This is a genomic window from Mucilaginibacter gossypiicola (assembly GCF_900110105.1).
Lineage (GTDB): Bacteria > Bacteroidota > Bacteroidia > Sphingobacteriales > Sphingobacteriaceae > Mucilaginibacter > Mucilaginibacter gossypiicola.
Window position 1 is genome coordinate 116,069 of sequence record NZ_FOCL01000006.1, and the last position, 13,141, is coordinate 129,209.

Consider the following 13,141-nt stretch of genomic DNA (forward strand, 5'->3'; position numbering starts at 1 on the left):
CTTTTATTAGAGTTAGATAAGTTTTTGAATATTCAAACGTTCCGCCAGCTTATTTAAATCCTCCACAACAGCATCAACTAATGGGATTCCATTGGCAATCCTGTCGGCTTCGGCTTCCAGTTCGGGTTCGCCGGGGATGATGACCTTTTGCTCCGGATCAACCGTAGTTGATGATTTAAACCGCTCTATCCAGTTATCTAAATGATTTTTGAACTCATCTACCGGGCGGAAGCCATCCACGCGCATGGCGCCTAAAAAGTGGCCTATACCCGCGCCAACCGGATCATTCGGTGGGTCAAGAAAAGCAACGAACGGCGGCACCCAGGGGCCGTAGTTTGCGCCGGATAATACTGCTGATAATATATCAACGGTAGCGCTCAGCCCGAAACCTTTATGGCTGCCGTGATCACGGTCGCTGCCAAGGGGCAGGAGGGAGCCGCCGCTTTTAAGAGCGTGGGGATCGGTGGTATAATTGCCTTCTTTATCCTGGATCCAGCCTTCAGGTACTTGTTTACCTAAACGCTGGGCTATTTCAAGCTTACCGTTGGCAGCAGCCGAAGTAGCCATATCAACTATCACCGGCGGATATTTACCTGCCGGGAAGGCATAGCACATTGGATTGGTACCCAAAAGTCGCTCACTTGAAAAAGTAGGTGCTACCAGCGGACTGGCATTGGTCATGGCAAAGCCTATCATATCTTTCTCTACAGCCATTAATGCATGGTATCCCGCAATGCCAAAATGGTTGGAGTTGCGCACAGATACCCATCCCGAGCCGTATAATTCGGCCTTTTTTATGGCTACCTTCATAGCGAAGGGAGCAACTACCAGACCGAGCCCTGCATCTCCATCTATTGTAGCCGTTGTTGGCGTTTCATGAACTATCCGGATGTTGGGTGTTGGGTTAATACGTTTCTTTTCCCAGAGGCGTACATAGCCGCTCAGGCGGGCCACGCCGTGAGAATCTATACCCCGCAGATCGGACTTGAGCAGCACATCAGCAGCTAAAACAGCATGTTCATGACTGCAGCCTATTGCTTTAAATATATCTTCGGTGAAGGTGCGTAGGGGAGATGGTGATATCAGCATAGGGGCAAAGATAACCGTTGATTTTTTTGATTACGCTGATTTCGTTGATTTTTCGGGGATTTCACCGATTGATTTTTGTCTGAACCTGGATTTGGGGGGATTTTTGGGATGGGCATGATTTTTTTGTCTGAACCTGAATTTTAAGGAATTATAAGAATTTATCGAATTTGCTGAGCATTCTGGTCATTCCTTAATTCCCCCAAATTCGAGTTCAGACCAAAGCAGACAGGCAAAATCCTATAATCCGACTAATCCCATAAATCACGGTCCAGACAAATTTTGCGTTAGGGATGGGAGCGGATACAGGCCTGTGCGTAATGCCTGAAGGCGTATGAGCGTACAGCCCGGGCCGCAGGCAACGCCAATAGTAGTGGGTTTAAATAATTATTAAAATATACGTCATTGCGAGGCACGAAGCAATCGCGAACTATACAGGGATGATTTGCATGGTTGCTCGGTAAAGTTGGGGATTGCTTCGTGCCTCGCAATGACGGGTGGGTGAGGATTGCTTCATTTCCTTACAGCTAATCCAATAAATATACCCATAAAAAAAGACCATCTGCTTACGCAAATGGCCTTTTTATTTTTTGATCCCACACCTTTCAGTGGGCCGGTCGTCTATCAAACTTTGATCTCAACCTCAACACCGCTTGGCAATTCAAGCTTCATCAGGGCATCTACAGTTTTTGAGTTAGAGCTGTAAATGTCTAATAAGCGCTTGTATGAGCAAAGTTGGAATTGCTCACGTGCTTTTTTGTTTACGTGTGGTGAACGTAATACGGTGAAGATTTTCTTTTCGGTTGGTAACGGAAGTGGTCCGCTAACTACAGCGCCTGTTGGCTTTACTGTTTTTACGATTTTCTCGGCAGATTTGTCTACCAGGTTGTAATCGTAAGATTTCAATTTGATCCTGATTCTTTGGCTCATTGTTAATTTGAATTTTAACTACCCTAAGAGCTATTTATTAGGGATAGTTGATTTTTATTATTTATTGAATTACTGAATCGGCTATAGTAGCTAATTCAGTAATTCAAAATTGATTATTAGTCGATAGCAACTTGTTTGCGGCCTTTTGATTTGGCTACAACTTCGTCCTGTACGTTACGAGGTGCTTCAGCGTAATGGTCAAACTCCATAGTTGAAGTTGCACGGCCGGAAGTGATAGTACGTAATTGAGTTACGTAACCAAACATTTCAGAAAGTGGTACCATTGCTTTGATTACCTGTGCACCGTTACGGGTGTCCATACCTTGCAGCTGGCCACGACGACGGTTCATGTCACCGATAACATCACCCATGTTTTCTTCAGGGGTTAAGATCTCGATTTTCATGATTGGCTCAAGCAATACCGGTTTACATTTTGGCAATGCTTCACGGTAAGCAGAACGACCGGCGATCTCGAATGATAACGCGTCCGAATCGACTGCGTGGAATGAACCATCAATCAAACGAACTTTTAAGCTTGTAAGTGGGTAACCTGCAAGTACACCATTGTCCATAGCGGCTTTGAAGCCTTTCTCAACAGATGGGATAAACTCACGTGGGATAGAACCACCAACAATTTCGTTAACAAACTGCAAGCCTTCTTTGTTGTCGTCGGCTGGAGAGATAACAACCTGGATATCCGCGAATTTACCACGACCACCAGTTTGTTTCTTGTAAGTTTCACGGTGTTGGATAGTACCGGTGATAGCCTCTTTGTAAGCTACCTGTGGAGCACCCTGGTTAACTTCTACTTTAAACTCGCGTTTTAAGCGGTCCATCAAAATGTCCAGGTGTAACTCACCCATACCAGAGATAACTGTTTGACCAGTATCTTGATCTGTTTGTACGCGGAAAGTTGGATCCTCTTCGGCCAGTTTACCTAAAGCGATACCTAATTTATCAACGTCGGCCTGAGTTTTAGGCTCAATTGCCAAACCGATAACCGGCTCAGGGAATACCATCGACTCAAGAACCAACTGATGTTTCTCGTCGCAAAGGGTGTCACCTGTTTTGATATCTTTAAAGCCTACTACTGCAGCAATATCACCTGCACCCACGTTAGGGATAGGGTTTTGCTTGTTAGCATGCATCTGGAAGATACGGCTGATACGCTCTTTGCTTTCTGAACGCATGTTGTACACGTATGAACCAGCATCAAGGTTACCAGAGTAAACACGGATGAAGCATAAACGGCCTACAAACGGGTCGGTAGCAATTTTAAATGCTAATGCTGCAAATGGTTCTTTTACATCTGGTTTAACCAAAATTTCGGCACCTGTGTCAGGGTTAGTACCAACAACACCTTTTGAATCAAGAGGTGAAGGCATTAACTCCATTACATAGTCAAGCATGGTTTGTACACCTTTGTTTTTGAAAGATGAACCGCAAGTCATCGGAACGATTTTACCGGCTAATGTAGCCTGACGTAAAGCGTCTAATACTTCACGCTCAGTGATGGTGGTAGGATCCTCGAAGAATTTCTCCATCAATGAGTCATCAAACTCAGCAACTGCTTCCAATAATTTCTCTCTCCACTCAGTAGCTTCGTCAAGCATATCGGCAGGGATAGGCACTTCGGTAAAGGTCATACCTTTATCATGCTCATTCCAAACAATACCACGGAAGTTGATCAAATCAACCACACCTTTAAACTGGTCTTCAGCACCGATAGGTAACTGCAATGGAATAGCAACGCTGCCCAACATTTCTTTAACCTGTTTTACCACGTTTAAGAAATCGGCACCAGAGCGGTCCATTTTGTTAACGAAACCAATACGCGGTACGTTGTAGTTGTTAGCCAAACGCCAGTTAGTTTCTGACTGAGGCTCAACACCGTCAACCGCGCTGAATAAGAACACCAAACCATCAAGTACACGTAATGAACGGTTTACCTCTACGGTAAAGTCCACGTGACCCGGGGTATCAATGATGTTCATGTGATAGTTGTGGTTACGGTATTTCCAGTTTACGGTTGTTGCAGCCGAAGTGATGGTGATACCACGCTCCTGCTCCTGGGCCATCCAGTCCATAGTAGCGGCACCTTCGTGTACCTCACCAATTTTGTGGCTTACACCAGCATAGTAAAGGATACGCTCGGTAGTGGTAGTTTTACCAGCATCAATGTGAGCGGCAATACCAATGTTTCTTGTATATTTTAGATCTCTTGACATTTTATTTGTTTTGTGATTTCACCTGACCCTTTAATAATTACACCGATTAAAAAGTGTAAACGTAAATAATCGGTGTAATCTTATTATTAAATCGGTGTAATCTAAATCTTTTAGAACCTGAAGTGTGAGAACGCTTTGTTAGCCTCAGCCATTTTGTGCGTATCTTCTTTCTTCTTAACAGCGGCACCTTCGCCTTTAGCTGCTGATATGATCTCGCCGGCTAATTTCTCCATCATGGTTTTTTCACCACGACGACGTGCATAGCTGATCAACCATTTCATACCTAAAGCTATTTTACGCTCCGGACGAACCTCTGTAGGTACCTGGAAGTTAGCACCACCTACACGGCGGCTTTTTACTTCAACAGCAGGCATTACATTGTTTAAAGCTTTTTTCCAGGTTTCTAAGCCGTTTTCGCTTGTTTTTTTCTCAACAATTTCAACAGCGTTGTAAAAAATAGAGTATGCGGTTGATTTTTTACCATCATACATCATGTTGTTTACAAACCTTGTTACCAAAGTATCATTGAACTTTGGATCAGGAAGGATAATTCTCTTTTTTGGTTTTGACTTTCTCATTGCTTTCTATCCTCCTTAATTATTTCTTTTTACCTTTTGTTGGCGCTGCTGCTACCTGACCTGGTTTAGGACGTTTGGTACCATATTTTGAACGACGTTGGTTACGGCCAGCTACACCTGATGTATCCAGTGCACCACGGATGATGTGGTAACGTACACCTGGTAAGTCTTTAACACGACCACCGCGGATCAAAACGATAGAGTGCTCCTGTAAGTTGTGACCTTCACCTGGGATGTAAGCGTTTACTTCTTTACCGTTGGTTAAGCGCACACGGGCAACTTTACGCATTGCTGAGTTTGGTTTTTTAGGGGTAGTGGTATACACGCGTGTGCATACGCCTCTTCGCTGTGGACAGCTGTCCAACGCTGGTGACTTACTCTTGTCAACCAGAGCTACTCTACCTTTTCTAACTAATTGCTGAATAGTAGGCATTTCTTGCTTTTTTGTCTAATTATTTTATCCCGCATTTCGGGACTGCAAAAGTACGAACATTATTTTTGATTTTCAAGTAGTTGTGTGAAAGTTTTTTTGAGGGGAAGAAGTTGAGGGTGTGAGGATTAAAATTTTGTTTTCGGGTGGTAAATTGTCTGAACTCGAATTTCTGGAATTAAAGAATTAGCAGAAGGAAAAACAGATTCAATAAATTCTAATAATTCATTTAATTCGAGTTCAGACAAAAGCAAACTAACCTCCAATCACTAAACCGGGCAATGCCTTCGGCCTGGGCTGTACGTTCATACGCCTGCAGGCCTTACGCTCATTGGCCGGTATCCACTTCCATCCCTATTGCGAAATTCGTTTCAATTAATATTATGCCTACAGGTATAATAAAAAAGGGCCGGTTACCGATGTAACCAGGTTTAGGTGACAGCGGGCCGGCCCATAATATTTTATATATTGATTTAATCGGGGAGCTTATTCTTTTACTTTATTCCAGGTATCGCGGTTAAAAGCCAATACTTTGACGGGGTTGCCGCTCGCATCTTTAGTGAATTTTAAAGGAAAGCCAAAAGCTTGATTTAAAAATAGCACATCTGATAGGGGCTTAAAATTGATCTCCTTGCCATCCCATGATTGCTTAAGCGTTAAACCATCAGGTATTGCAGTGATTGTGATAAAAAGATCAGTCCGTTCATCCGACTGATATTTGCCTGCCAAAACTTTTATCTGTTCGGGCTTTAGCTGTACCTCTTTTGGAGGAGTATAGCTTTTTATTTTAATAAAGGTTTGCCGGCCACCCAAAGAAATTTGGCTGATCTCTCCTGCTTCATTCTTTGAAAAAACAACGGGGATTTTTTCATCTCCATCGTCGTCCATAAGTTCAAATTCAAGATCCGATTTGCGGGTTAAAACTAATTTTTGATCTCCTCCAAGTTGTTGAGCAACCAATTTATCGCCATCTGCAACTAATTTATAAACCCTGAACTCATTTTCCTTTAATTGGTAAATGCCTTCAAAAGCTTTGAGCTGTGTATCTGTGATAATAGTTATATGATGTTTGGGAGTTTTTGCTATGGTTGTAACAGCGCTTACTATAAGTGATAAAGTTAATGCAGCTATAAATGCACGCTTGCACATGTAGCTCATGGTAGATTTAATGCTGGTCATTTTTGATAGGTTTATAATGTATGGACCAAATTTAGAAAAAAATATTTTTAAAAATCAAATTTTACAGAATTAAATTTTGCAATAATTTATTTTATAGATTTTTAATTTTGATTTTTTGACAAATAGCAATAAAATACGCAATAAAATTCGGCGTTTATTGTAGTCTGCACATATAAAAGAGCACCGGTAAAAACCGGCACTCTCTTTCATCACTCACTAAACTACTTATGGAAAACTTAAATTAACAATCTTAATAACCGCGGTCGTGATAATGGCCATGGTCTTCACCATTATTATAACCATTATTGTATCCGTTGTTATATCCGTTACGGTACCTGTGATGGTGACCATAATCTTCACGTACCACGCAACCTGAGGTTACTGATACCACTGCTGATATTAATAGTGCCAAAGCAACAAATTTCCTTTTCATGGTGTAAAATCTTTAATCATCATCTTTATTGAAGATGTACATATATATGACTAATGAAAATGGAAAAGGATTAATCAGCTGTTAGTTTATCTAAGAAGCTGTTTAAGTTTAATGGGTTTAAAATGTAGAGACGCATCACATACGTCTTCCGTATGCAAATTCCTGGAGTTAATAGTCAGAAAGGGACTTGTGCTATGGGTGACGCATGTAATGTGTCTCTACCCAAATAAAATCTAAATAACGTGTTTTTTACCTCGTTAAGGTAGTTGGCGAAATAATGATGCCCGATGATGCATTGTCCCAATGAAAAATAACCTGGGTTGGGGTTACTTCTACTGTGCCGTTATAGCCTATATCATGAAATAAAATATTAAGCGGATAAATGCCCGGGGTTAAAGGTGTTAAATAGGAACTAAAATCAGCAGTGCCTGTAACAGGCTGACTGCCTGCTCCGCATCCGGGTGTTATAAAAAATATGCCATTAAACTGGATAAAATAAGTTTGAGGATTAGAACCGAACCAAACACCAAACTCCAGGTGCGAGTTGGTGCAGTAGCTGTTTTTGGTTGTGGCTGTAAAGCCGATATAACTTGAATCGGATTTTGTGCTTTTAATGATTCGCGGCGTCATACTTATTTGCTCGCCGGCAGAGAAATCTGTATTGTAAACCGGCGCATAAACCGAATCTATTACCGTTACGGTAAGCGTGTTGGATGTTTCATCGCCGTTGCTTGCCTTAATCGTATAATTTCCGGCTTTACTAAATTTAATAACAGCGCCAATGGTATGGGTTTGCATTTCATCAGAACCTGCAGGGCTGATAGTCCAGGTGACTGCCTTGGTGGTATCGGCACCTACCAGCAGCATCGAGTCGGGCTCGTCGATCTTTACCTTTAATTTACTGATGGCAATTTGCCCGGCAGGTGCATTGGGAATGCCGTTTTTTTGGCAGGCGGTTATAATCAACAAAACTAAGCACAATAATGCCAGGGGACTTTTTAGGATTTTCATTTCTTTAATAGAAATTGCACCGCTAATTTAACTAAATCATCTGTAAATCAATACGTAAATTGGTGGGTGAGGAATATATTAAATTGAGCAAGTCCTTATACTTTTACGCATAATGTATGTACTGATGGAAGTAGAAAGGGTTGGGCAGGGTTACTTACTGCAATTTTTTTGAACGCCTGAGAACAGGCTTCTCAATTATGGTGTAAAATAAAGCGGCAAAACATACACAAAATAATATGGCCAGGGTGAAAAGAACTACCTGGTTGGATAGATAAGCTTTTGCAAATTTCAGAAAGAAAAATATGACTACAGTATGGGTGAGGTATAACGAATAGGAGACATTGCCCAAAAACAGGAATGGCTTGTATGGCTTTTTGTTAAAAAAAAGAATGATCACTACGGTAATAAAAGGCAATGTACCGGTTATGATGGAAACTCCCCATACTACAATGGCGCAAAAAGCTGCAAGATATATTATTGCGGTTTGCGTTCTGATTTTATTGGTCATGCACATAAACGCTATGTAGCCCGCAGCAAAATCATACCAATGGGTAAACACAAGATCGCGGATATTTAGCTTAGCAAGTACAGATATTACACTTATGCCGCAGATTATTAATATAGATACTGCAGGTTTGCACCGCATGAGTGGCGAAAAGAACAACCCCAGCAAAATGTAGTATTGAAACTCAATGGATAATGTCCAAAAGATAGGTGAATACCAGTTGTAATTTTTAAACAGTGGTGCGATATGAAATATATTTACTGCCAATTGCCTGATATCAAAGCTTTGCCAGGGCACAATGCCTACTATAAAAAGCAGGGCGATAGTTGCCCAATAGGGAGGCTCGATCCGGAGAAGCCTTTTTAGCATGAAATTTGGAAATCCGGCGATGGTGTAATTGATCTTGCTTATTGAATAGGGAAGCACAAACCCAGATATAACAAAAAATATCGAGACACCCAGTTGGCCGCTCATAAATAGTTGCTTGATCAAAGGGCTAAACTTATCTCCATTTATTATATAATAATGGGTGGCGCATACGCCTAATGCCGCCAATCCCCTTAATAATACAATACTCTCTATCTTAGTTTGTTGTCTAAACACCCTCGAATATCTGATAAATATTTGTTTAATCAGGAAGGATATTGAATTATATAAAAAAACAGAATGATAAATGCGATTTAATTTTGGACATGGAATAAAAGGATAGAAATTGGTATTCTATCTGATGAATAGCTTTACCAGCTTATCAAACCAATCCCATACTTTCCCTGTATTCCTGCTGAATAATGAGTAAACAGTTAGCACACAAACACCCGTCATACAGCTCGCTTACATATTGTACCTCATTAATAGTAAGCTGCACGGTGCTGCACTGACACTTGGTGAATGAATTGGCTTTACATTCAAAAGGTGTTTCGCAACGTTCGCAACGGATAATTTCGTGTTTGTGCATTTCTTGTTTGGGTTCATGGTCTATGGTTCATAGATCATGGTTATAGCAAAAATAGAGAATGGTACCGGTAATTATAAAATGTCAGTGTCATAAATGAGGCTACCTAATAACTATGATCCATGAACCATTATCTATGAGCTAAAAATAAAAAGCCCATAAACCGAAGTTCATGGGCTTAAAAAATTATCTTACGGACTTTCCGACTTCCGGATTAATAAGTATTACGCAGAGCAAGTAACGCAGCCTTCTTCCATTGAGCAGGTTGGGCCTGCAGGAATTTCGTCGGCAACAGCATCAACAACGGCCGGGATAACCGGATCCATGTTTTTGCCGCCCTGGTTTTCAACCGTAAATTTAACCGCTTGCGAAGCTGCCTGTGTACGCAGGTAGTACATACCGGTTTTTAAGCCTTTTTTCCAAGCATAGAAATGCATTGAAGTTAACTTAGACGCATTTGGCGAGTTGATGAACAGGTTAAGTGATTGTGATTGGCAAATGTACGCACCCCTGTCGGCAGCCATATCAATGATGCTGCGCATCTTGATCTCCCAAACAGTTTTGTACAATGCTTTGATATCAGCAGGAATCTCAGGGATTTCCTGGATTGAACCGTTTGCACTGATGATCTTATCTTTCATGCTGGTGCTCCACAAACCAAGGTTTACTAAATCGCGCAGCAGGTATTTGTTCACTACAATGAACTCACCGCTTAATACACGACGGGTGTAAATGTTTGAAGTATATGGCTCAAAGCATTCGTTGTTACCTAAGATCTGTGATGTTGAAGCGGTTGGCATTGGTGCAACTAACAGTGAGTTACGTACGCCATGGTTCATAACATCTAAACGAAGGTTTTCCCAATCCCACCTGCCGCTTTCTGGTTTTACACCCCACAGATCAAACTGGAATTTACCTTGTGACAATGGTGAGCCTTTGAAAGTTTCATAAGCACCATCTTTTATAGCCATATCTTTTGAAGCTGTCATAGCTGCAAAGTAGATGGTTTCGAAGATCTCGATGTTCAGTTTTTTAGCTTCGTCGCTTTCAAACGGCATACGCAGCTGGATGAAAGTATCGGCCAAACCTTGTACACCTAAACCTATAGGGCGGTGACGTAAGTTTGAGTACTCGGCTTCTTTTACTGGGTAGTAGTTACCGTCAATGATCCTGTTAAGGTTCACGGTAGCCTGGTAAGTTACTTCGTACAGTTTTTCATGATCAAAAGTGCCGTTGCTGATGTAGCGTGGCAATGCTAATGAAGCCAGGTTACAAACAGCTACCTCGTTTGCATCGGTATACTCAATGATCTCGGTACAAAGGTTTGAACTTTTAATGGTACCCAGATTTTGCTGGTTTGATTTACCGTTGGCAGCATCTTTATATAATAAATACGGCGTACCGGTTTCAACCTGTGCATCAAGTACAGCAAACCAAAGTTCCTGTGCTTTTACAGTACGGCGCTGACGGCCTTCTTTTTCGTATTTAACGTAAAGTTCTTCAAATTCTTTACCCCAGCAATCGGCTAAGCCTGGTGCTTCGTGCGGGCAGAATAAGCTCCAATCTTCATTGGCTTCAACACGCTGCATAAACAGGTCAGATACCCAAAGGGCATAGAACAAGTCGCGGGCACGCATTTCTTCTTTACCGTGGTTTTTACGCAGGTCCAAAAATTCAAAGATATCGGCATGCCATGGTTCTAAGTAAACAGCGAAAGCGCCTTTACGTTTACCACCGCCCTGATCTACATAACGCGCGGTATCATTAAATACGCGCAGCATTGGGATAATACCATTGCTGGTACCATTGGTGCCGCTGATGTATGAACCTGTAGCCCTTACATTGTGGATACTTAAACCAATACCGCCTGCACTTTGCGAAATTTTGGCAGTTTGTTTCAATGTATCATAGATGCCTTCAATGCTGTCATCTTTCATGGTTAACAGGAAACATGACGACATTTGTGGTTTCGGCGTACCAGCATTGAACAGGGTTGGCGTAGCATGTGTAAACCAACGCTCGCTCATTAAATGATAGGTTTTAATAGCGCTTTCGATATCATGCTTGTGGATACCTACCGATACACGCATGAATAAGTGCTGAGGGCGCTCGGCAATTTTACCGTCGATCTTTAACAGGTATGATTTTTCAAGGGTTTTAAAACCGAAGTAATCAAAACCAAAATCGCGGTCATAAATGATGGTGCTGTCAAGCAACTCTGCATTTTCCTGGATCACTTCCCACACATCATCAGCAATAAGCGATGCATCTTTACCTGTTTTCTTGTCAACATATTCATGCAGGAGGCGCATGGTTTCAGAAAACGATTTGATGGTGTTTTTGTGCAAATTTGATACTGCAATACGTGACGCCAGCAAAGCGTAGTCAGGGTGCTTGGTGGTTAATGAAGCGGCGGTTTCGGCAGCCAGGTTATCCAGCTCGGAGGTGGTAACGCCATCAAATAAACCTTCAATTACCTTTTTAGCCACATCAATAGGGTCAACTAATTGAAACCCGTAGCACAGTTTTTCAATACGTGCGGTGATCTTGTCAAATTTTACGGACTCTCTTCTACCGTCTCTTTTTATTACGAACATTTTCCCCCTCCTTTTGCCCCGTTAAAAGCGAAGCTTTTTTAGTTAATATTATTGTGATTTGATTATTTTCTTTGAACCTTGATTTTCCTGATTTTGGGATTTCTTGATGTCGGAGAAAATCTAACCTCTAATCTCCAACCTCTGATCTCTAACTCTAAAAATCATCATCAAGCGAAAAGCTCTTGCTTTCGGCAGATGCATTCAATACACCACTTTTTTGATAGTCGCCTACGCGTTTTTCAAAAAAGTTGGTTTTGCCCTGTAACGATATCATTTCCATGAAATCGAACGGATTGGTTGCGTTATAATATTTGTCATAACCCAATTCGCTCAGCCACCTGTCGGCCACAAACTCAATGTACTGGCTCATTAGTTTGGCGTTCATGCCTATCAGGTTAACCGGCAGCGCGTCGGTTACAAATTCTTTTTCTATCTCAACCGCGTCGGTAATGATTTTTGTAACCTGCTCCTGTGGCAATTTGTTTTCAAGCATGCTGTATAATAAGCAGGCAAACTCGCAATGCGAACCTTCATCGCGTGAGATCAGCTCATTGCTGAAAGTCAGACCCGGCATTAAGCCACGTTTTTTAAGCCAGAATATAGAACAGAAACTACCTGAAAAGAAAATCCCTTCTACTGCTGCAAATGCAACCAAACGCTCGGCAAAGTTGCCGTTGTTGATCCATTTCAATGCCCACTCGGCTTTTTTGCCTACACATGGTACAGTTTCAATGGCATGGAAAAGACGATCTTTTTCGGCCGGATCTTTTACATAGGTGTCTATCAGCAAGGCATAGGTTTCAGAATGGATGTTCTCCATCATAATCTGGAAACCATAAAAGCAACGAGCTTCGGGCAATTGAACTTCACTCATGAAGTTTACTGCAAGGTTTTCGTTCACGATGCCATCACTTGCAGCAAAAAAAGCAAGGATATGTGATATGAAATGTTTTTCGCCCGAATTAAGATTTTCCCAATGTTTCAAATCGTCCGACAGGTCGATCTCTTCGGCAGTCCAAAAGCTGGCTTCCGCTTTTTTGTACATCTCCCATATTTTGGGATACTTGATGGGAAGGATAACAAACCGGTCCTTGTTTTCCCGTAGCAATAATTCGTTTTCCAAACTCATAGACGTTTACCTTTTTTTATTTTTTCATTCAACGAGGTATTCAGACACGAAAGCAAGCCTTACTTTTCAATAAAGCTTTAAAT

Annotated in this window: 12 protein-coding genes; all 12 read right to left on the reverse strand. The window is 41.6% G+C overall.

Annotation, left to right across the window (positions count from 1 at the left end; translation table 11 throughout):
• Positions 1-12 precede the first annotated feature (12 nt).
• The 12 genes from BMX50_RS20505 to BMX50_RS20560 all read right to left on the reverse strand — a co-directional run bounded on the left by BMX50_RS20505 (position 13) and on the right by BMX50_RS20560 (position 13,058).
• Positions 13-1,089 (reverse strand): Ldh family oxidoreductase, encoded by a 1,077-nt coding sequence (locus tag BMX50_RS20505; RefSeq protein ID WP_091212897.1) that lies wholly within the window; start codon positions 1,087-1,089, stop codon positions 13-15.
• Between the two features lie 621 nt (positions 1,090-1,710).
• Positions 1,711-2,016 (reverse strand): 30S ribosomal protein S10, encoded by a 306-nt coding sequence (gene rpsJ, locus BMX50_RS20510; protein WP_022830652.1) that lies wholly within the window; start codon positions 2,014-2,016, stop codon positions 1,711-1,713.
• 116 nt (positions 2,017-2,132) lie between these two features.
• On the reverse strand, positions 2,133-4,244 hold the full coding sequence (fusA, locus tag BMX50_RS20515) for an elongation factor G (protein WP_091212900.1): 2,112 nt from the start codon (positions 4,242-4,244) through the stop codon (positions 2,133-2,135).
• A 110-nt stretch (positions 4,245-4,354) separates the two neighbouring features.
• Entirely contained in the window at positions 4,355-4,822 is a 468-nt protein-coding gene (gene rpsG, locus BMX50_RS20520) for a 30S ribosomal protein S7 (RefSeq protein ID WP_022830654.1), read from the reverse strand.
• A gap of 19 nt (positions 4,823-4,841) precedes the next feature.
• Positions 4,842-5,255: a 30S ribosomal protein S12 gene (gene rpsL, locus BMX50_RS20525; protein WP_073405808.1), complete on the reverse strand. Its 414-nt coding sequence runs from the start codon at positions 5,253-5,255 to the stop codon at positions 4,842-4,844.
• A gap of 483 nt (positions 5,256-5,738) precedes the next feature.
• Positions 5,739-6,431 (reverse strand): hypothetical protein, encoded by a 693-nt coding sequence (locus BMX50_RS20530; RefSeq protein ID WP_091212903.1) that lies wholly within the window; start codon positions 6,429-6,431, stop codon positions 5,739-5,741.
• Positions 6,432-6,681: 250 nt separating this feature from the next.
• On the reverse strand, positions 6,682-6,864 hold the full coding sequence (locus BMX50_RS20535) for a hypothetical protein (RefSeq protein WP_091212905.1): 183 nt from the start codon (positions 6,862-6,864) through the stop codon (positions 6,682-6,684).
• Positions 6,865-7,113: 249 nt separating this feature from the next.
• Positions 7,114-7,875: a hypothetical protein gene (locus tag BMX50_RS20540; RefSeq protein WP_091212908.1), complete on the reverse strand. Its 762-nt coding sequence runs from the start codon at positions 7,873-7,875 to the stop codon at positions 7,114-7,116.
• A gap of 154 nt (positions 7,876-8,029) precedes the next feature.
• Positions 8,030-8,983, reverse strand: a complete 954-nt coding sequence (locus BMX50_RS20545; protein ID WP_167668044.1) for an acyltransferase family protein — start codon at positions 8,981-8,983, stop codon at positions 8,030-8,032.
• Between the two features lie 145 nt (positions 8,984-9,128).
• Positions 9,129-9,335, reverse strand: coding sequence for a cysteine-rich CWC family protein (locus tag BMX50_RS20550; protein WP_091212913.1), 207 nt, complete (start codon positions 9,333-9,335; stop codon positions 9,129-9,131).
• 221 nt (positions 9,336-9,556) lie between these two features.
• Complete coding sequence (locus tag BMX50_RS20555) at positions 9,557-11,929, reverse strand: ribonucleoside-diphosphate reductase subunit alpha (protein WP_091212916.1); 2,373 nt, start codon at positions 11,927-11,929, stop codon at positions 9,557-9,559.
• A 154-nt stretch (positions 11,930-12,083) separates the two neighbouring features.
• The gene (locus BMX50_RS20560; protein ID WP_091212919.1) at positions 12,084-13,058 is read right to left on the reverse strand and encodes a ribonucleoside-diphosphate reductase small subunit; all 975 of its coding nucleotides are present in this window, start codon (positions 13,056-13,058) and stop codon (positions 12,084-12,086) included.
• Between the last annotated feature and the right edge of the window lie 83 nt (positions 13,059-13,141).

Bases quoted from the DNA above. Each gene is read 5' to 3' on its own strand.
- BMX50_RS20540 (WP_091212908.1), bottom strand. From the start codon at position 7,875: ATGAAAATCCTAAAAAGTCCCCTGGCATTATTGTGCTTAGTTTTGTTG.
- BMX50_RS20560 (WP_091212919.1), bottom strand. From the start codon at position 13,058: ATGAGTTTGGAAAACGAATTATTGCTACGGGAAAACAAGGACCGGTTT.
- rpsL (WP_073405808.1), bottom strand. From the start codon at position 5,255: ATGCCTACTATTCAGCAATTAGTTAGAAAAGGTAGAGTAGCTCTGGTT.
- BMX50_RS20530 (WP_091212903.1), bottom strand. From the start codon at position 6,431: ATGACCAGCATTAAATCTACCATGAGCTACATGTGCAAGCGTGCATTT.
- BMX50_RS20505 (WP_091212897.1), bottom strand. From the start codon at position 1,089: ATGCTGATATCACCATCTCCCCTACGCACCTTCACCGAAGATATATTT.
- BMX50_RS20555 (WP_091212916.1), bottom strand. From the start codon at position 11,929: ATGTTCGTAATAAAAAGAGACGGTAGAAGAGAGTCCGTAAAATTTGAC.
- fusA (WP_091212900.1), bottom strand. From the start codon at position 4,244: ATGTCAAGAGATCTAAAATATACAAGAAACATTGGTATTGCCGCTCAC.
- BMX50_RS20550 (WP_091212913.1), bottom strand. From the start codon at position 9,335: ATGCACAAACACGAAATTATCCGTTGCGAACGTTGCGAAACACCTTTT.
- rpsJ (WP_022830652.1), bottom strand. From the start codon at position 2,016: ATGAGCCAAAGAATCAGGATCAAATTGAAATCTTACGATTACAACCTG.
- rpsG (WP_022830654.1), bottom strand. From the start codon at position 4,822: ATGAGAAAGTCAAAACCAAAAAAGAGAATTATCCTTCCTGATCCAAAG.
- BMX50_RS20535 (WP_091212905.1), bottom strand. From the start codon at position 6,864: ATGAAAAGGAAATTTGTTGCTTTGGCACTATTAATATCAGCAGTGGTA.